At 72.4% G+C, this 17,950-nt stretch carries 17 protein-coding genes; 4 read left to right on the top strand and 13 right to left on the bottom strand.

Features of this window, described 5'->3' with window-relative positions:
• Positions 1-60: 60 nt before the first annotated feature.
• A complete protein-coding gene (locus ACGFRG_RS30595; RefSeq protein ID WP_361429924.1) occupies positions 61-750 on the bottom strand; it encodes an antibiotic biosynthesis monooxygenase in 690 nt (229 codons plus the stop codon).
• A gap of 50 nt (positions 751-800) precedes the next feature.
• The gene (locus ACGFRG_RS30590; protein WP_361429922.1) at positions 801-2,216 is read right to left on the bottom strand and encodes an FAD-dependent monooxygenase; all 1,416 of its coding nucleotides are present in this window, start codon (positions 2,214-2,216) and stop codon (positions 801-803) included.
• Between the two features lie 196 nt (positions 2,217-2,412).
• On the opposite strand from ACGFRG_RS30590, the gene ACGFRG_RS30585 reads away from it, so the two are divergent.
• A complete protein-coding gene (locus ACGFRG_RS30585) occupies positions 2,413-2,859 on the top strand; it encodes a nuclear transport factor 2 family protein (protein WP_393269132.1) in 447 nt (148 codons plus the stop codon).
• Positions 2,860-2,987: 128 nt separating this feature from the next.
• On the opposite strand, the gene ACGFRG_RS30580 is transcribed toward ACGFRG_RS30585, so the two are convergent.
• Complete coding sequence (locus ACGFRG_RS30580; protein ID WP_361429918.1) at positions 2,988-3,407, bottom strand: pyridoxamine 5'-phosphate oxidase family protein; 420 nt, start codon at positions 3,405-3,407, stop codon at positions 2,988-2,990.
• Positions 3,408-3,577: 170 nt separating this feature from the next.
• Between ACGFRG_RS30580 and ACGFRG_RS30575 the strand changes: the two genes are divergently transcribed.
• Entirely contained in the window at positions 3,578-4,171 is a 594-nt protein-coding gene (locus ACGFRG_RS30575; RefSeq protein WP_361429916.1) for a TetR/AcrR family transcriptional regulator, read from the top strand.
• A 17-nt stretch (positions 4,172-4,188) separates the two neighbouring features.
• On the opposite strand, the gene ACGFRG_RS30570 is transcribed toward ACGFRG_RS30575, so the two are convergent.
• The 6 genes from ACGFRG_RS30570 to ACGFRG_RS30545 form a co-directional block, all read right to left on the bottom strand.
• The gene (locus ACGFRG_RS30570) at positions 4,189-7,137 is read right to left on the bottom strand and encodes a trypsin-like peptidase domain-containing protein (RefSeq protein WP_393269127.1); all 2,949 of its coding nucleotides are present in this window, start codon (positions 7,135-7,137) and stop codon (positions 4,189-4,191) included.
• Positions 7,127-7,492, bottom strand: coding sequence for a trypco2 family protein (locus ACGFRG_RS30565; RefSeq protein ID WP_393269124.1), 366 nt, complete (start codon positions 7,490-7,492; stop codon positions 7,127-7,129). The genes ACGFRG_RS30570 and ACGFRG_RS30565 overlap by 11 nt, the downstream gene beginning before the upstream one ends.
• Before the next feature lie 55 nt (positions 7,493-7,547).
• Positions 7,548-8,228, bottom strand: a complete 681-nt coding sequence (locus ACGFRG_RS30560; protein ID WP_361429910.1) for a RibD family protein — start codon at positions 8,226-8,228, stop codon at positions 7,548-7,550.
• A 10-nt stretch (positions 8,229-8,238) separates the two neighbouring features.
• Positions 8,239-8,637, bottom strand: coding sequence for a 6-pyruvoyl tetrahydropterin synthase family protein (locus tag ACGFRG_RS30555; protein ID WP_393269120.1), 399 nt, complete (start codon positions 8,635-8,637; stop codon positions 8,239-8,241).
• A 46-nt stretch (positions 8,638-8,683) separates the two neighbouring features.
• Positions 8,684-9,484, bottom strand: a complete 801-nt coding sequence (locus tag ACGFRG_RS30550; RefSeq protein WP_393269119.1) for a zinc-binding alcohol dehydrogenase — start codon at positions 9,482-9,484, stop codon at positions 8,684-8,686.
• A gap of 285 nt (positions 9,485-9,769) precedes the next feature.
• Complete coding sequence (locus tag ACGFRG_RS30545; RefSeq protein ID WP_393269117.1) at positions 9,770-11,929, bottom strand: RecQ family ATP-dependent DNA helicase; 2,160 nt, start codon at positions 11,927-11,929, stop codon at positions 9,770-9,772.
• A gap of 327 nt (positions 11,930-12,256) precedes the next feature.
• Here ACGFRG_RS30545 and ACGFRG_RS30540 point away from each other — a divergent pair, with 327 nt between their 5' ends.
• Positions 12,257-12,895, top strand: coding sequence for a hypothetical protein (locus ACGFRG_RS30540; RefSeq protein WP_361429904.1), 639 nt, complete (start codon positions 12,257-12,259; stop codon positions 12,893-12,895).
• Positions 12,896-13,142: 247 nt separating this feature from the next.
• On the opposite strand, the gene ACGFRG_RS30535 is transcribed toward ACGFRG_RS30540, so the two are convergent.
• The 3 genes from ACGFRG_RS30535 to ACGFRG_RS30525 all read right to left on the bottom strand — a co-directional run bounded on the left by ACGFRG_RS30535 (position 13,143) and on the right by ACGFRG_RS30525 (position 15,275).
• Complete coding sequence (locus tag ACGFRG_RS30535) at positions 13,143-13,751, bottom strand: hypothetical protein (RefSeq protein WP_361429902.1); 609 nt, start codon at positions 13,749-13,751, stop codon at positions 13,143-13,145.
• A 105-nt stretch (positions 13,752-13,856) separates the two neighbouring features.
• Entirely contained in the window at positions 13,857-14,567 is a 711-nt protein-coding gene (locus tag ACGFRG_RS30530; RefSeq protein WP_361429900.1) for a ribonuclease HII, read from the bottom strand.
• A 72-nt stretch (positions 14,568-14,639) separates the two neighbouring features.
• Complete coding sequence (locus ACGFRG_RS30525; protein ID WP_361429898.1) at positions 14,640-15,275, bottom strand: TetR/AcrR family transcriptional regulator; 636 nt, start codon at positions 15,273-15,275, stop codon at positions 14,640-14,642.
• Between the two features lie 195 nt (positions 15,276-15,470).
• On the opposite strand from ACGFRG_RS30525, the gene ACGFRG_RS30520 reads away from it, so the two are divergent.
• Positions 15,471-17,030 carry an MFS transporter gene (locus ACGFRG_RS30520; protein WP_393269112.1) on the top strand — a complete coding sequence of 520 codons (1,560 nt, stop codon included), beginning with the start codon at positions 15,471-15,473 and terminating at the stop codon, positions 17,028-17,030.
• Positions 17,031-17,033: 3 nt separating this feature from the next.
• Here the strand turns inward: ACGFRG_RS30520 and ACGFRG_RS30515 are convergent, their stop codons facing one another.
• Positions 17,034-17,945: an ADP-ribosylglycohydrolase family protein gene (locus ACGFRG_RS30515; RefSeq protein WP_393269109.1), complete on the bottom strand. Its 912-nt coding sequence runs from the start codon at positions 17,943-17,945 to the stop codon at positions 17,034-17,036.
• Positions 17,946-17,950: the final 5 nt, after the last annotated feature.

Here is a 17,950-nt window from a genome sequence, read left to right as displayed (position 1 = left end):
CGCGAGGGGAGTCGGGCGTCCGTGCGTACGTGTCGTGCTGGAGCGGAACGCTCCGTCTCGTTACTCGCCGGCCGCGCGGGTGTGGACCACGCGGTAGGTGTTGGAGTCCACCGACGTCAGGAGCGAGCCGGTGCGCTTCTCCGCGTCCTGGCGGGCGGCGGGCTTGTCGGCCTGCGCGACGGCCTGGTAGGCGACGAAGGCCTCCTGGCTCTCCCACTGCGAGTAGGAGACCACGAAGGAGCCCTCAAGGCCGCGGGCCGCGATGCCCTTCAGGACGGTGTGCGAGACGTAGCCGGGAACGTCGCTGAGGAACTTCATCGACGGGCCGAGCGCGTCGACCAGGTCGTCCTGGTTCTTCTCCTCGACACCGAAGACCGCGATGACGGTGAAGTCGGTGCGGGCCGGGGAGATCTCGACGCTGTCGCCCGACTTGGTCTGCGAGTACGCGACCTCGTTCTGGAGCAGCCGGATCGAGGTGGTCAGCTCGCCGAAGAGGGGGAGCGTGCGGTGCTTGAACTCCTCGCCGTCGTAGCGGTCCTCAAGGTCCGCGCGGCTGCGCCACTGGATGAAGTTGGCCGTGCCCGGCTTGTCCACGCCGGCGTGCACGGTGGACGACATCCAGCCCGGGTAGGCGGCCGCGTCGACGATCTCGCGCATCGCGCCGAGCAGACCCTCCTGCTTCTCCGGGGCGTCCGTGGAGAACAGGTTGAGGACGGTCAGGTGCTTGTCATCAGAGGAAATCTTGGGCATGTTCTTCGCTTCCTTCGGGTCTACGGATGTGAAAGGGAGTCAGGCCCGGCTCAGTTGGGCCGGCCGAACCATCGGTTGAGTGCTTCGGCGAGCCCCTCCGTGCGCGACGCGGAAGGGGCGACCCAGGCGACATAGCCGTCGGGACGGACCAGGAAGGCGTCCAGACCGTTGTCGCAGTCGTGCTGCTCGGCGGTGACCGTGGTGACACGGTCGGCCCAGCCCGCGGCGAGCTCCCGCAGGTGGGGGTCATCGGTAAGGTTGAACAGAACGGCCTTGCCGGCCGCGAGGAGTTCGAAGTTGGTGGTCTTCTTGCCGTCGACCACCAGCTCCTCGTCCTTGAGACGGCGGCCGAGGAGCGGATGCTCGCCCTCGCCCACGTCATGGCGGATGTCCAGGCCGGTGACCATGCCGATCAGCGTCTTCTGGACGTCCTCGAACCCGGTGAGCTCGGTGAACACATCGAGCAGCGGGGTGATCTCGTCGCCGCCGAGGTAGAGGATCCGCTGGGCGAGCGTGTTGGTGAGGACCCGCGCGCCGACCGGGTGCCGCTCGGAGTGGTACGTGTCGAGCAGGCCCTCGGGAGCCTGGCCCTTGATCTCCAGGGCGAGCTTCCAGCCGAGGTTGACCGCGTCCTGCACGCCGGCGCTCATTCCCTGGGCGCCGATGGGCAGATGGATGTGGGCGGCGTCGCCGGCCAGGAAGACCCGGCCCCTGCGGTACTCGGCGGCCTGCCGGCTCACATCGGTGGTGGTGGAGACCCAGTGCACGGTGGCGCCGCTGATGTCCTCGCCGGACAGCCGCTTGAACGCCTCGGCCACCTCGTCGAAGGTGATCGGGTCCGGGCTCTTGCGCAACGGCTCGCTGCGGTCGAAGTAGACGATCCGGCAGCGCTCCGGGCCGAGCGGCAGCACCATGACCATGCCGCCGGGCACCCGCTCGCCGCTGAAGCGCGGGCGCAACGGCACCCCGCTGATGTCGGCGAACCGGAGCTCGATGGCCGGGTCGGTGCCCGGGAAGTCGATGCCCGCGAGCTTGCGCACCGCACTGCGGGCGCCGTCCGCGCCCACCAGGTAGCGGCCGCGCAGCGTGGCGGGCCCCTCGGCGGTGCTGACCTCCACGCTCACGCCGTCGGCGCCGTTGTCCAGGCCCGTGACCTCGACCCCGCGCCGCACCTCGGCGCCGAGCTGTCCGGCCCAGCCCGCCAGCACGCCCTCGGTGCGCGACTGGGGAATGCCGCGCGCTCCGTACGAACCGCCCTCGACCAGACGGTAATCGATGGACACTCCGCCGAAATGACCGACCGGAATGACGTCGACTTCACCGAAACGGGACAGCAGTCCGCGCTGGCCGAATTCCTCGATGGTACGGGCCGAAAATCCCAGCGCACGCGACTGCTGTATCGGCTCGGCAAGGCGATCGACGACAATCACGGACACGCCGTTCAGGCGCAGTTCGCCTGCGAGCATGAGTCCAGTGGGGCCGGCTCCCGCGATAATTACGTCCGCGTCAAAGTTATCCATCTACCCTCTTCCGACTGGCGTTTCACCAGTATCCCGAGGGGTCCAGCGGGCGTAAATAGCCGCTAGTACAGACCTCTGACAAGTACGTCAGGTCTGCTACAAGGAGTCTTGGTCAGCGGCTTGTTCCGGAGCATCCTCAACCATGACCTCAAGCCAATCCACCGCCGATGTCGCGGGACTTCTGGACCGTTACCTGATCAATCTGGACGACGACAAGCTCGACGACGCCTGGGCCCGGGGGCTGTTCACCGAGGACGCGGTCGTCGAGTTCCCGATGAGCCGGCACGAGGGGATCGCCGGACTCGCCGAGTACCACAGCACGGCGCTCGCGGCCTTCGCGCGCACGCAGCACATCGGTTCGCCCGCCGTCGTGGAAATCGACGGCGACCGGGCCTCTTTGCGGTGCAACATCGTCTCCACCCATGTGCACCACCCGTCCGACCATCCGGAGGACGCCGACCGCGATCCGATATTCGCCAACGGAAGCCTGGTGACCGCCGAGGCCCGCCGCACCCCGGAGGGCTGGCGGCTCAGCCTGCTGTCCCTGCGCATGATCTGGGTGACCGGCACCGCGCCCCGCAAGGGCTGACGCGGGCGACCGCCGGGACAGCACGAAAAGAGCGCGGTGGTACGGGGAGGACGCTCCCCGTACCACCGCGCTCTGCCGTTGTTCCGCCCTTGTTCCGCCTTTGCGCGGAACTCGGTGCGGAACCCGGTTCAGACGTTGAGGCTCATGACCCGGTCGACCGAGATCTCCACGACCACCCGGCCGGGCGGGTTGGGCGGCCCGGAGCGGTAGCGGCGGGTGTAGCGGCGCGCTCCCTCGGTGACCCGCACCGGGTCGTCGGCCACCACGGCGGAGCCTTCGAGGGTGACCCAGGCGAACCCGGCCACCTGGCATATGGCGACCCGGCTGCCGGGCGCGGCGATCAGATTGCGCGCCTTGCGGGACGAGGACACCGTCATCACCCGGGCGAGACCCGCCTCCGCGTCCCAGGTGAACCGCACCGGCGCCACATGCGGGGACCCGTCGGGCCGGATGGTGGTCAGCACGCCGATGTGCGGCGTCTGGGTCAGGAATGCCTCCACCGACGCCGACACCTCCGGCGCACTCGTACGCCCCAGGGGCAACGACATCGTGTTCGTCCTTCCGTTTCACTGTACGACCAGGCCATTGTCAACACCCCGGGCCGCACCGCGTAACCGACTGGGCAACTGCGAACCGCATACCCCAACTGGCGCGAAGTCAGGGCTGGTTCAGTAGGTAACGGCAGGGCATAGTAGAGTCAAACGGAGGGAGGTTCCGTATGCCTACGTCAACGCCAGTCACCGAGAACGGTCCCCGCCGGCTCCGGGCCGACGCGGAGCGCAACCGGGCCCGGGTGCTGAACGCGGCCAGGGAGCTCTTCGCGGAACGCGGCGCCAACGTGTCCATGGACGAGGTGGCCCGCCGCGCCGAGGTCGGCGTGGGGACGCTCTACCGCCACTTCCCCACCAAGGAAGCCATGGTCGTCGCGGCCTCCCAGCAGCGCTTCGGCGAGATCCTCACGTACTACCGCACGGTCTGCCGGGAGTCGGCCGAGCCGCTGGAAGCACTCCAGATGCTGCTCACCCGGGTCGGCGAGGTGGAGGCCCGGGACCGCGGCTTCGCCAGCGTCGTCGGCGGGACGCTCGGCTCCGAGGGGCCGCCCAGCACCATGCGGGCCGACCTGGAGGACGAGCTGGTGGACCTGGTCGGCAAGGGCCAGGCGGCCGGCTCCATCCGCACCGATATCGCGGGCGCCGACATCCTCGCGCTGACCTGCGGTCTCACCTCGATCGTGCACCGGCGCAGCGGCGACTGGCGGCGCTACATCGACATCGTGCTCGACGGATTGCGCTCCGACCGCGCCACGTCCTAGCGGCGCACCCCAGCGGGTCAGTCCAGCAGTCGGCGTGCCTCGGCGGTGAGCCGGGCGGGGGCGATGACCTCGGCGTTGCCGTCCAGCGCGGCCGCCGCGCGGATCAGGGCGTCGGCGGCGGCCCCAGGGTCGCCGGGCAGGACGCGGGCGGCCTCGGCCAGCGAACGGGCCGCCGCCGCCTGGGTCGCTCCGGCGATCTGGAGGGCGGTCGAGGCGCGTTCGGCGGTGGCCGCGCACTCGTCCCGGCGGCCGTCGCACCAGTACGCCCAGGACAGGTTGAGCAGGCAGACGCCCTCGGCCCGGGGGCTCTCCATCAGTGAGGCCTCGTGGCGGGCCTCTTCGAGCACCGCGGCCGCCCGCGCCGGGTCGGCCAGGGCCAGCAGGGCCAGGCCCTGCGCGTTCAGCGCGTACGCGACCGCTTCCTGACTGCCGGCGGCGCGATAGGCGCGGGCCGTCTCGGCGCCCGCCTCGGCGGTCTCCTGCCAGCGGCCCAGGGTGAGCAGCGCGATGGTGCGCGCGTTGCCGGCGCGGGCGAGCGCGAGCGGGTCGCCGCCCGCCTCGGCGAGCGCGGCCAGCCGGTCGGCCCCCTCCAGCGCGCGCTCGCCGTCGCCGAGGTAGCTGTGCGCGAGGCTGAGGGAGAGCAGCGCGTGCGCCTCGCGCTCGGTGTCGCCCAGTTCACGCGCCAACTCGGCGGCGCGGGCGAGCGGTTCGACGGTAGCGCCCTGATCGCCCAGCTGCCGGTGGGCGTCGCCCAGGCCGAACAGCGCGTTCTGCAGCGCGGGCCGGTCGCCGAGGCGTTCGGCGAGGGCCGCGGCCTCGGTGAACAGCTCGACCGCCTGCTCCATGGGACCCGCGCTGAGCCGGGCGTGCCCGTACGCGACGGTGTGGGCGAGGCGTACCCGCTCGTCGCGGAGGTGTCCGTCGACCGCCAGGTGCATCGTGACCGCGGCGAGCACCGAGCCGTGCCAGACGAGCCATTCGCTGATCTCGGCCAGCACCCGCGCGGCCGCGTCGTGGTCGCCCGCGCCGACCAGGTGGTCGAACTGCCGCCGCTGCGGCTCGACGTCCTCCAGCGTCCGCCAGGCGCCGCGCGGCTTCGCCCGCCGCGCGTACCAGGCTGCGATCTGCCGTTCCACCGCTTGCCTCCCGAAAGGTCCGTCCCACGGCATCTGGTCACGGGCGATGTCCGCGTCCAACGGGTGCAGGGCGACCGTCCGGCTGGCCCGGTCCACGGAGACCAGGCGGACCCGGACGAGCGCCGTGAGGACGGGGACCACCCGCAGGTCCGGATCGAGCCCGCCCGCGATCTGCGCCACCGCGCCCTGCTCCACGGGGGTGCGCAGGGCGGCGAGCACACCGAGGACGGCACGCGCCGGCTCGTCGAGGCGACGGTAGCGGTCCTGGGCGAGGTCCGCGACGACGTCGTGGCGGCGGGTGAAGTCCTCCAGTACGTCTTTCAGGCTGGGCAGCAGCACCGTCTCCTCGGCGACCGCGCCGACGAGGAGTTCGAGCGCGCGCGGGACGCCGTGCACCCGGACCGCGGCGTCGAGGAGTTCGCCGTCGGACAGGTCGGCGATGCCGAGGCTGCCGTCCCGGTCGAGTTCGCGCAGCAGGGCCGCGGCCTCGGTGGGGCGCAGCCCCTCGGAGAGCGGCACCTCGGCGGCGAAGCGGCGCAGTTCGGGCGCGAGACGCACCGGCACCTGGCTGGTGACGAGCAGACGTGGGGTGGTGCGGGCCCGGAACAGCCAGTCCAGGAAGAGGGCCAGCTCCTCGTCCTCGATGCCGCCGTCGTCGCCGAGCAGTTCCTCCAGGTTGTCCATGAGGATGACGATCAGCCGCCCGCCCATGGCGTCGAAGAGTGCGGCGAGGCGGTCCTGCGCGCTGCCGCCGCCCGCCCAGACCCCGCGCAGCCGCTCCTCGTGCTCGGGGCCGAGCAGCCGGACGCAGTCGAAGTAGAGCCGCTCCAGGGAGATGCCGGAGGTACGGGTGGAGAGGTTGACGAGGCCGGACGGGCGAGGTCCGGTGGCGGCGCCGGGCCATTCGCCCCGGTCGAGGAGGTCCATGACCTTCGCGGCGAGCGCGCTCTTGCCGATGCCGCGCCGTCCGACGACGGACACCATACGGATGGCCGGATCGCTCAGGTGACGGGCGATCAGGTCGCTTTCGCGGGTGCGGTTCTTGAACAGCTCGATGCCGTGCGCGACGGGGACGCCGACCACCCGCACCCCCGGGGCGCGGTCGTCGTGCGGTTGCCCGGGGACGGCGAGGGGCAGATCCGCGGTCTCGGGCAGCGCGAGCAACCGGGCCAGCTCCGCCCGTCTCGCGGCGCCGAGCCCGCGCAGCGCGTGGTCGAGGCGGACCGCGGTGAGCCGTCCGGGGCCCTCGTAGCGGTGGTGCTCGGCGACCACGCCGATGATGCGGCTGCCGGCCCACACCGCCGCGCCCGACATGCCCGCCCACGGCGAGGCCGCCGGGTCGGGGTCGGTTCCGGCCGGTGCCACGGTCATCTCCAGCGTGCCGGTCCGCAGATTGGAGAGCGCCGCCACCGTGCCGTCCGCCTGGTGCAGTTCGCGGAAGTACGCGCCGTCGGACCGGCGTCGGCGTTTCCACAGCGGAAACCCGGCGGCATGCACCCCGATCACCCCGTGCCGGTCGTCGGCGATGCGCGCGAAGCGGGCGGGTGCGGTGACCACGGGGGCGGCCGCAGGTGCCCCGACGCTCAGCACGGCGAGGTCGCTGCCCGCATCCGCCCAGGTCACCATGGCCGGAGCCGACCACTCCGCGGGCTGGTCGGCGTCGCACCGTACGAGCGTGCGGGTCGCGTCGGCGACCACATGGGCGGCGGTGAGGACCGTCGTGGTGGAGATCCGGTAGCCGGAACCGCGCCTTCTGCCCTCGGGGCTCTCGACGATGATCTCGGCGATCCGGTGCGGGTCGAGCCCGTCGGCCGACGGTTCAGCTCTCATCGGGCAGCTCCGCGCCCGAGATCAGCGCGGGGCTGTCGGGTGCGTCGCCGAGCACCGGTTGCAGGGTGAGCTTGATCCGCTGCGTGGCGGTCCGCGCGGAGCGGGCGGAGCCGTGGACGTCGAGCACCCAGAACCGCACCTTCGCACCCGGCTCCCGGCTCCGCTCCACGCCCACGGTGAGTTCGAGCTCCAGTTTCTCCGCCTGGAACCGCAGCCCGCCGCCCGCGGCCCCGTCCGCCATGGCCCGGCTCAGCTCGCTCCGCAACTGGCCGATCATCTCCGCCAGTTCCACCGCGTCGTCCACACTCGCCCCCGTCTCGTCCGCACACCGTCCGGCCACGCGCCCGAGGAGCATACCGACGGAACGTCAACTCGGCTCGGCACTGGCCGACTTGTGCGGGCTCACCGTCTCAGGATCGGAGTTTCGGGGCGTAGCGCAGCAGCACGACATCACCGACGGGGCGTGCTTCGAGCAGCGTCATACGGGCCGCGGGACCACCCGGGTACGACGCCGGGCCCAGGAACACCGGCGCACCGGCCTCGCCCACCAGCAACGGGGCGACGACGAGGTGGAGTTCATCGGCCAGGTCCTGGGCCAGCAGCTGGGTGTGCACCGTCCCGCCGCCTTCGACCAGAAGGCGTTCCACCCCACGTCGCCCGAGTTCGTCGAGGAGGAGGTGCCAGTCGAGAGCGGGGCCGGTGCTGACGACGTCGGCGAGGTCGCCTACGGTGCGACGGGCCCGCAGGAGCGCTCCGTCCACCGTGAACACCAGCTTCTCGCCGCCGCAGTGCCAGAACGCGTACGACGTGTTCACCTCGGCGGACCCGGTGACCGTGACCTTCAGCGGATGCTCCGGCCTGCCGAGGGCGACGCGCCGGGCCCGCCGATCGGCGCTCGCCACCAGCAGGCGCGGGTTGTCCCTGCGCAGGGTGGTGGCGCCGACCAGGATGGCGTCCGCGGCGGCACGTTCCTGGTCGACACGGTCGAGGTCGCGCCGGTTGGAGAGTACGAGCCGGTCGCGCGAGGTGTCGTCGAGCCGGCCGTCCAGGGAGACGGCCGCGGACAGCACGACGTACGGGCGTATGGCCATGACCGGGCGGTCAGAGCGTGCGGTGGTAGTCGGCCCACGCGATGTGCGATTCATGGAGCCGTACGGTGAGTCCGGTCAGGCCCTGGGCGCCGGGGCCGAGGGCGCCGTCGTGTATCCGGGCGGCGAGGCGGTCGGCGATGACCTTGGCCAGGAACTCCGTGGTGGTGTTGGTTCCGGCGAAGCCGGGGTCCTCGTCGAGGTTGCGGTACGAGAGCGCCGCGACGATCCCGCGCACTTCCCTGCCTGCCAGGCCCATGTCGATGACGATGTTGTCGTCGTCCAGCTCCGGTCGCTGGAAGGTCGCGTCGACCAGGTATGTCGCTCCGTGCAGGCGCTGCGCGGGGCCGAAGACCTCGCCGCTGAAGCTGTGGGCGATCATGAGGTGATCGCGGACGGTGACGCTGAACATGGCTTCTCCGAAAGGATGGTGGCGGCGGGCGGCTGTGCTGCGGCGGTCAGCCGGGGCCGTAGCGGATGCGGTGGCAGAGCCCGGGCCGGGCGCCGGTGGCGATCTCGGCCATGACCTGCGGAAGGTCGTCGAAATCGGACTCGCCGGTGATCAGTACGTCGAAGACCGGGTCCCGCAGGAGGTCGAGCGCCATGCCGAGCCGATCGGCCCTCGTGTGGCGTGCGCGGCGCTCCGGCGCGATGGCGCCGACCTGGCTGCCGCGCAGCGACAGCCGCCGGGAGTGGAAGAACTCCCCCAGCGGCAGCGTCACCGGCCGGTCGCCGTACCAGCTCAGATCGACCGCACAGCCCTCGGGAGCGAGCAGTTCGAGGGAGCGCCTCAGCCCCGCCTCGGTGGCGCTGGCGTGGAAGACGAGATCGCAGTCGTCGGTGGCCCGCTCGGGCGGGGCGAAGGCGACGCCGAGCCGCGCGGCGACCGCCTGGCGGGCCGGTTCGACGTCGACGAGCTGCACGCGGACACCGGGGAACCGAGCCAGGAGCGCGGCCACACAGGAGCCGACCATGCCCGCGCCCACCACCGCGATCCGGTCACCGATCCGCGGGGGCGCGTCCCACAGCGCGTTGAGCGCGGTCTCGACGGCCCCGGCCAGCACGGCACGCTCCGGCGGCACGCCGTCGGGCACCACCGCGAGGGCGTCGGCCGGGACGCGGTAACGGGTCTGGTGCGGATACAGACTGAACACGACCCGGCCCACGAGCTCCGCCGGCCCCTCCTCCACCCGGCCGACATTGAGATACCCGTACTTGACGGGTCCGGGAAAGTCGCCTTCCTGAAAGGGGGCACGCATGACGGCGTACTGACTGACGGGGACCCGGCCGTGGAAAACGAGCGATTCCGTGCCACGGCTGACGCCGGAATACAGCGTCCGGACTACGGCCTCATCATTAGCAGGCGGGCAGGCGGGCAGGCGGGCAGGCGGGCAGGCGGGCCGAGGTCACGATCTCACCGTGTCCCGGAGAGGTGACCCAGAAGGAGCGTATGTGGCTCGGCACCGGTGATCCTCTGCTAAGTGGCCCGCCTGCGGGCCGAGTTCCCGTGATCCTAGACGACGGTCCCGCCCCAGCGGCCAAGCTCAGCCCGTAGCCGCCAGGACCAGGGGGAGGACCTGGTCGCTGCCCGCGCGGCGCAGTAGGCGGGCGGCTACCGCCAGGGTCCAGCCGGAGTCGGTGTAGTCGTCCACCAGCAGGACGGGGCCGGGGGCGGCGGCCAGCGCGGTGGCCAGGTCCTCGGAGACGGTGAAGGCACCCGACAGCGTCCGCAGGCGTTGCGCGGAGTTGCTGCGCCGCGCCGCGTGCGCGTCGTCGGGGCCCGTGTACGTCAGGGTGCCCAGGAAGGGCAGGCGGCCGACCGTCGCGATCCCCTCGGCGAGGGAGGCGACCAGTCGGGGGCGGGCCAGGGACGGCATCGCGACGACTCCCACCGGACGGGCGACGGCGTCCGGGACGTCGGGCGCCCAGCCGCCCGGCGAGCGCGCCCAGTCGGCGAGGACCGCGACCGCGGCCCGCAGGACGTCGTCCGGGACGGGTCCGTCCGGCGCGTTCTCGGCCAGCAGCGGGCGCAGCCGGTTGCCCCAGCCGATGTCCGACAGGCGCCCCAGGGCGCGTCCGGTGGAGCACTGCTCCTTGGCCGGGATGCGCCCCTTGAGGTCGATGCCCAGCGCGGCCATCCCCGTCGGCCACATCCGGCGCGGCTCGACCTCCACCCCCGGGCGGTCCAGTTCCTTCGCCGCCCCCGTCACCGTCTCCGCCGACACGGCGGAATCGGCCCACGCTCCCGCGCAGTTGTCGCAGCGGCCGCACGGGGCCGCCCCCTCGTCGTCCAGCTGCCGGCGCAGGAACTCCATCCGGCACCGCGTCGTGCTCACGTAATCGCGCATGGCCTGCTGCTCGGCCGCCCGCTGCCGGGCCACCCAGGCGTAGCGCTCGGCGTCGTACACCCAGTCCGCCCCCGTGGCCGTCCAGCCGCCCTTCACCCGCTTCACGGCGCCGTCGACGTCCAGCACCTTCAGCATCGTCTCCAGCCTGCTGCGCCGGAGGTCGACCGCCGCCTCCAGGGCCGGTACGGACAGCGGCCGTCCCGCGTCGGCGAGGGCCGACAGGGTCTGGCGGACCTGGACCTCGGGCGGGAAGGCCGTGTCGGCGAAGTAGCGCCAGATGGCTTCGTCCTCCTTGCCCGGCAGCAGCAGGACGTCGGCGTGCTCGACCCCGCGCCCGGCGCGCCCGACCTGCTGGTAGTAGGCGATCGGCGAGGACGGCGAGCCGAGGTGGATCACGAAGCCGAGGTCCGGCTTGTCGAAGCCCATGCCGAGCGCGGAGGTCGCCACCAGCGCCTTGACCTGGTTCTCCTGGAGGTCGGTCTCCGCCTGCAGACGGTCGGCGTTCTCCGTGCGCCCCGTGTACGAGGACACCTTGAAGCCGCGCTGGCGCAGGAAGGCGGTGGCCTCCTCGGCCGCGGCCACGGTGAGGGTGTAGATGATCCCGGAGCCCTGAAGCTCGTCGAGGTGCTCGGCGAGCCAGGCCAGGCGGTGTGGGGCGTCCGGCAGCCGGACCACGCCCAGGCGCAGGCTCTCGCGCTCCAGCGGGCCGCGCAGCACCAGCGCCTCACCGGCCCCGGTACCCAGCTGTTCGGCCACGTCGGCGGTGACCCGGGCGTTCGCGGTCGCGGTGGTGGCCAGCACCGGCACCCCGGCGGGCAGCTCGGTCAGCATCGCCCGCAACCGCCGGTAGTCCGGCCGGAAGTCGTGCCCCCAGTCGGAGATGCAGTGCGCCTCGTCCACCACCAGCAGACCGGTGGTGGCCGCGAGCTTGGGCAGCACCTGGTCGCGGAAGTCCACGGAATTGAGACGTTCCGGACTCACCAGGAGAACATCGGTCTCGCCGCGCTCGACCTCCCCGTAAATGGCGTCCCACTCCTCGGGGTTGGCCGAGTTGATCGTGTGCGCGCGGATACCCGCCCGCGCCGCCGACTCGACCTGGTTGCGCATCAGCGCCAGCAGCGGCGAGATGATCACCGTGGGACCGGCGCCGCGCCGCCGCAGCAGCGCGGTGGCCACGAAGTACACCGCCGACTTGCCCCAGCCGGTGCGCTGCACCACCAGAGCGCGCCGTCGCTCCCGCACCAGGGCCGCCACCGCCTGCCACTGGTCCTCGCGCAGCCGCGCGGAACCCCCCGGATCGCCGACCAGCTCGGCGAGGATGGCGTCGGCTTCGGCACGCAGCTCCTGGTTGCTCATGCCCCCCATGCAACCGCACACCACTGACAACGGCCCAATCCCCCGCCGCGAAGATCAGGCCAAGGCGTGTTTGTGCTGGTCCTCGCCGTACGCAGGGGACGGCCGGGGCGCCCAGGGCGTGGCCGCGGGTGCGGCTGGGCAGGGATATCAACGTCATACCCTCCGATTCCAGTCAGCGGCGCCATTTGCTCGTTGCCGCGCGCCAGCGCGCCAGCGAGAATTGGAGGCGCGCCTTCACGCTTCGCCCGGTGTCCGCTCGGGCCCTGCCGTGCTGCGCCCTCACCCGACCCTGCCCGCACTGTGGGCGCGTATCCGGAAGGGAGGACCGTGACCTTCGGATTCGCTCCGTCCGCAGCCTCGGCGGCCTCGTCGTCGCTCGCCTCCGCCGGCTCCGCCAACCGCCTGGGCCGCACCCTGGAACCCGCCGAGTGGGCCTCGGCGGGGATCCCGCTGCTGCGCAACCCGCGCGAGGTGGTGAGCGGACTGCACGCGCGGCACCATCCGACCCCGTCGACCGCCGTCGTCGCCGTCCTCGACCACGAGGAACGGCTCGCCGCCAGCGCGTCGTTCGCGCGGCGCGCGATCCCGGCCGACGGCTGGGAGCTGCGCAACGCGCTGCTCGCGCATCTGCGCCGGGTCATCCCGCACGACCTGCGCCGGCGCACCCCCGTGCGCACCGCCGTACTGCTCTACTGCCGTGACGGCGACGAGCGTTGGACGGAGGAGGACGGCGCGTGGATGTGGGGCCTGCGGGACGCCTGCACCCTGCACGGGCTGCGCTGCGGCGCGTACATCACGCTGACGCGGGCGGGCTGGCAGGTCCTGGGCGAAGGCCGCGGCGGCCGCCGCCCGAGCTCCACGAGCCCCCCGCTCACCCTGGCGGAAGCCGCCGCGCCCCCGTCCCCGCTCCCGCTGCGCACAGCGGGCGGCGCGACGGAGCCGTTGCGGAAGGTGGCGGCCCGCTGAGCGCTCGGCGAGGGCGGTTATTCGACTGCGGACCGTGCGTGGCTGAGCGCGCGGTTCCCCGCGCCCCTTGACGGGCCCTTCGGGCCCTCCTGGAGATGGGCCTGGAGGGCCCTCTCAGGGGCGCGGGGAACTGCGCGCTCAGCCCCCGCCGAGCCGCAGCCGAAGAACAGACCCCGCCCGGCCCACGCCAGGCAGCACGAAGCCGCCCCCTCGTACCAAACTCACGCGGAGCGGACGCTGACGACCCTCAGACGCCCGCGCTGAGCGCCGCGTTGATCCGCTCAGGATCACCGCAGACGATCAGCAGCGCCCCGGCCCGCTCGCGGGCCAGCGGCAGCGCGACCGCCGCGTCCCCGCCGTCGACCGCGACGATCACCACGGGCCGGGCCGAGGCCCGCTCGACCGAGGCGGCGGACGCGTAGAACACGTCGTCGCCCGCGTCGTGCTGGGCCCAGTACGACGCCTCGCCGAAGGACAGCTCGTGCGCCGCCCACGGGTGCGGCTCACCGGTGGTGAGGACCAGGATGTCGCCCGGCGCGCGGCCGGTGTCGAGCAGCAGGTCCACCGCCTCGGCGGCGGCGTCGAGCGCGCCGTCGGCGGGGGCGGGGATCAGCTGGATCTGCGGCCCGGAGGTGTCCTCCGAGCGGGTTGCCTGGGACGGCGCGCCGCCGTGGGTGCGCTGCGCGGGAGGCGTGGGCCGGGCGGGACCGGGGCCCGGACGTCCGGGACGCGGTGCGGCCGCGGTACGCGGACCAGGAACGGGACGGGGGGTCGGCGCGGTGCGGCCGGCGGCCGGAGTGACGCGGGGACCCTGGGCGCTCTCGTGAATCTGAGGCTCCTCGGGGATGAGAGGCATGAGTGAATGTCTATCAAACGCCGGTGAAGGGAACACCACCGGGTGGGCACAAAAGTGCGATCGGGGCGGAGTCTCCCCGTAAAGCGCGGGGAAAGTCCAGGGATTTCAGAAGTCGAAGCCGAGCTGGCCCCCGCTTTCCAGTGCGGCCGCCGCCGCGGAGACCCGGACCTTCTTCAAGTGCCGCCAGCGGGGCAGCGCGTCGAGATACGACCAGGACAGCCGGTGGTACGGGGTGGGACCCCACTCCACCAGGGCCGTCTTGTGCGTGGGCGAGGGGTATCCGGCGTTGTCGGCGAAGCCGAACGCCGCGTACTCCCCCGCCGCTCCCCCCAGTTCGGCCATCATCGCGTCCCGGCGCACCTTGGCGATCACCGAGGCGGCCGCGACCGCGACGCAGGACTGGTCCCCCTTGATGACGGTACGGACCCACCACGGGTCGCCGAGATAGTCGTGCTTCCCGTCGAGAATCACCGCCTCCGGTTTCACCGGAAGCCCGTCCAGGGCGCGTACGGCGGCGAGGCGGAGCGCGGCGGTCATTCCGAGCTCGTCGATCTCCTGGGGCGAGGAGTGCCCGAGTGCGTACGCGGTCACCCAGGACTCCAGCTCCCCGGCCAGTTCGAGGCGGCGCTTGGGGCTGATCAGCTTGGAGTCGGTCAGGCCCTCGGGCGGTCGGCGCAGCCCCGTGATGGCGGCGCACACCGTGACGGGACCGGCCCACGCCCCGCGTCCGACTTCGTCGACACCGGCGATGATCTTGTAGCCGGTGGTGGCGCGGATCGAGCGCTCGACGGTGTGGGTGGGTGGTTCGTACGGCATGGCGCCAGCAAGGTTACGCCGCCGCGGCCGCCGATGACACCCCGGCCCGCCCGCCCCGCGCGATCGGGCCGGTCAGCGCGTTACGGGCCGCAGCAGCGGCACCAGCACCCGGTCGACCATCTCGGCGACCGCCTCGTCGGGCCATTCGCTTCCGCGCACTTTCGCGCGGAACATCATCAACCCCGGAATCACATCGAAGATCACCTCGGCCGTGGCGTCGGGCCGTACGTCGCCCCGCGCGATTCCCTGCCGTATCGCCTGTGCGAAAAGCCGCTGAGCGGGCGCGACCATGCGTTGCAGCACCATTCCGTGGAATCGCTCGGCGCTGGCCGCGTCGCATTCGTAAAGCACCGACCGGAGCGCGAATCCCGAGCGGGAGTACATCGCGTCCCGCAGCCGCAGACAGAGCCGGTAGAGGTCCTCGCGCACCGATCCATGGTCGTCGGCGTGGTCCAGGTCCGGCAGCCCGGACCGCAGCGCGTCGGCCACCAGCTCCTCCTTGGACGACCAGCGCCGGTACACGGCGGCCTTCCCGGTCTGCGCGCGGGCCGCCACGCCCTCCATCGTCAGGGCGTTCCAGCCGACCGTGCTCAGCTGCTCCAGGGTCGCGTCCAGGATCGCCCGCTCCAGGACGGGCCCCCGGCGACGCGGCGAGACGGGTGAGACCGGCGGTGCCTCGTCGGCCGTGGTCCGGCGCGAAGTAGCCATCGTCTTCTCTCCGTTGGGGGACGCCCGCGGGGGCGCCATGGGGACGGTACGCCCTCATGGTGGTCGTCCGGCGACCGTTTGACCAGGCAGGCCCCAACCACCCTTAAGGAACGGTTGCGTTCACTGTTTTCCGCTCGTTACAGTCAATCAATAGTGAACGGTGGCGTTTCCTAACACCCCTCAAGGGGACGACATATGACGTCGGAACAGATAGACGCGAAGCCCCACTCCCCGGCACCCGAGCCCGGTCCCCCACGCGTGGACCGCCCCGGCATAGCCCTCGCCGTCATCGCGATGTGCCAGCTGATGGTGGTGCTCGACGCGACGATCGTGAACATCGCGCTCCCCCACATCCAGACCTCCCTCGGCTTCTCCACCAGCGATCTGACCTGGGTCATCAACGCGTACGCGCTGACCTTCGGCGGACTGCTGCTGCTCGGCGGGCGGGCCGGCGATCTGCTCGGCCGGCGCCGGATGTTCATCACCGGCATCCTGCTCTTCACCCTCGCCTCGCTGCTCGGCGGCTTCGCCCAGGAGCCCTGGCAGCTGCTCGCCGCACGCGCCCTGCAGGGCGTCGGCGGCGCCATCGCCTCCCCCACCTCGCTCGCCCTGATCGCGACGACGTTCCCCGAAGGGCCCGAGCGCAACCGGGCGTTCGGCGTCTTCTCGGCGGTCTCGGCGGGCGGCGGCGCCATCGGCCTGATCGCGGGCGGCATGCTCACGGACTGGCTGAACTGGCGCTGGGTGCTGTTCGTGAACGTCCCGATCGGCCTGGTCATCGCCGCGCTCGCGCCCCGCTGCATCAGGGAGTCGCAGCGCCACTCCGGCTCCTTCGACCTGGCCGGCGCGTTCACCTCCACGGGTGGCATGGCCGCGCTGGTCTACGGGTTCATCCGGGCCGCGAACGACGGCTGGCGCGACGGCGGAACGCTGGCCTCCTTCGGCGCCGCCGTGGTCCTGCTGCTCGCCTTCGTCGCGGTGGAGCGCCGCTCGGCGCAGCCCATCACCCCGCTGCGGATGTTCGCCGACCGCAACCGCTCCGGTACGTACGTGATCATGCTGAGCCTCGCCGCGGCCATGTTCGGCATGTTCTTCTTCATCGTGCTCTTCGTGCAGAACGTGCTGCACTACAGCCCGGTCAAGGCGGGCGTCGCGTTCTTCCCGTCGACCCTGGCCATCGTCCTCGCGGCGGGCCTCGCGACGACCTTCCTGCCCCGCATCGGCCCCAAGCCGATCGTGGTCACCGGCTCCCTGATCACCGGGGGCGCGATGGCATGGCTGACCCTGATCAAGCCCGACAGCACCTACGCGGGCGGGATCATCGGCCCGCTGCTGCTCTTCGGCTTCGGCATGGGCCTCAACTTCGTCACCCTCACCCTGACCGCGGTCTCCGGCATCGCCGAGCACGAGTCGGGCGCCGCGTCCGGCCTGCTCAACACCACCCAGCAGGTCGGCGGCGCGCTCGGCCTCTCCATCCTGACCACGGTCTTCGGCACCGCGAGCCGCGACGAGGGCAAGACCCAGGTCAAGGACTTCCTCGCGCACGGCTCACCCGAGCAGAAGGCGGCCTTCGCCAAGTCGCGTCAGCTGCCCGCCCCGTGGAGCGACGAGGTCCTCGCCCATGGCATCGGCACGGCCTTCATCGCCGCCGTGGCCCTGGTCGCGGTCGCGGCCGTGGTCGCCCTCTTCGTCGTCCAGGTCCGCAAGAGCGACCTCGAAGCCCTCAGTGGCCGCACCGGGGCCCCGGCCGGGTAACGATCAGCGCGGCGCGGTCGCCGGCACCCAGTCGGGCAGCTCCTCGGTCCGCTCCAGCCACTGGGCCGGGGGCGCCCCGGCCGCGGCGGCGGCGACCACACCGCCGACGATCGCGCAGGTCGTGTCGATGTCGCCACCGGCCTGCGCGGTCGTCCAGAACGCCTTCTCGTACGCCCCGAGCCCGCGCGCCGCCGACCAGAGCGCGAACGGCACGGTGTCGTGCGCGCTGGTGCGCCGGCCGCAGCCGAGGACCGCCGCGACCGTGGTCGCGTCCCCGTAGTCGAGCATGTCCCGCGCCCGCCGCAGCCCCGCGCCGACGGCGCTGCGCGGCACCAGCGCGACCACGCCGTCAAGGAGGTCCGCCGGGGTCGGCGGGCCCGTCGGAGCGGCCACGAGGGCCGCGGCCGCGGCCACCGCCATCGCGCCCACCACGGCCTCCCGGTGCTGGTGGGTGGTGTACGAGGAGATCTCGGCCTGGTGCGTGGCCTGCTCCGGGTCATCCGCGTACCAGGCGCCCAGCGGCGCGATCCGCATCGCGGAGCCGTTGCCCCAGGAGCCCTGGCCGTTGAAGAGCGCGGCGGCCAGCTCGCGCCAGTCCCCGCCCTCCCGGATCAGCCGCAGCATCCGGTTCACGGCCGGGCCGTACCCCCGGTCGAAGTCGTGGTGCTCGGCGAAGGAGCGGGCCAGGAGGTCCTGGTCGATCCGGCCGCTCGCGGCCAGGACCGCGAGGACCGAGCAGGCCATCTCGGTGTCGTCGGTCCACTGCCAGCGGCCGGCGGGCAGCTCGCGGCGCTTGAGCAGGGGATAGTTGACGGGGACGAAGAACTGGGAGCCCAGGGCGTCTCCCACGGCCAGTCCGCGCAGGCTGGCCAGCGCGCGTTCGAAGCGCACTTCGAGTGTGGAGTCAGCGGTCATCGCAC

The organism is Streptomyces sp. NPDC048696 (assembly GCF_043198895.1).
Classification (GTDB): Bacteria; Actinomycetota; Actinomycetes; order Streptomycetales; family Streptomycetaceae; genus Streptomyces.
The sequence above is the reverse complement of the archived record's forward strand: the minus strand, read 5'-3'. Positions and strand labels throughout refer to the sequence as shown.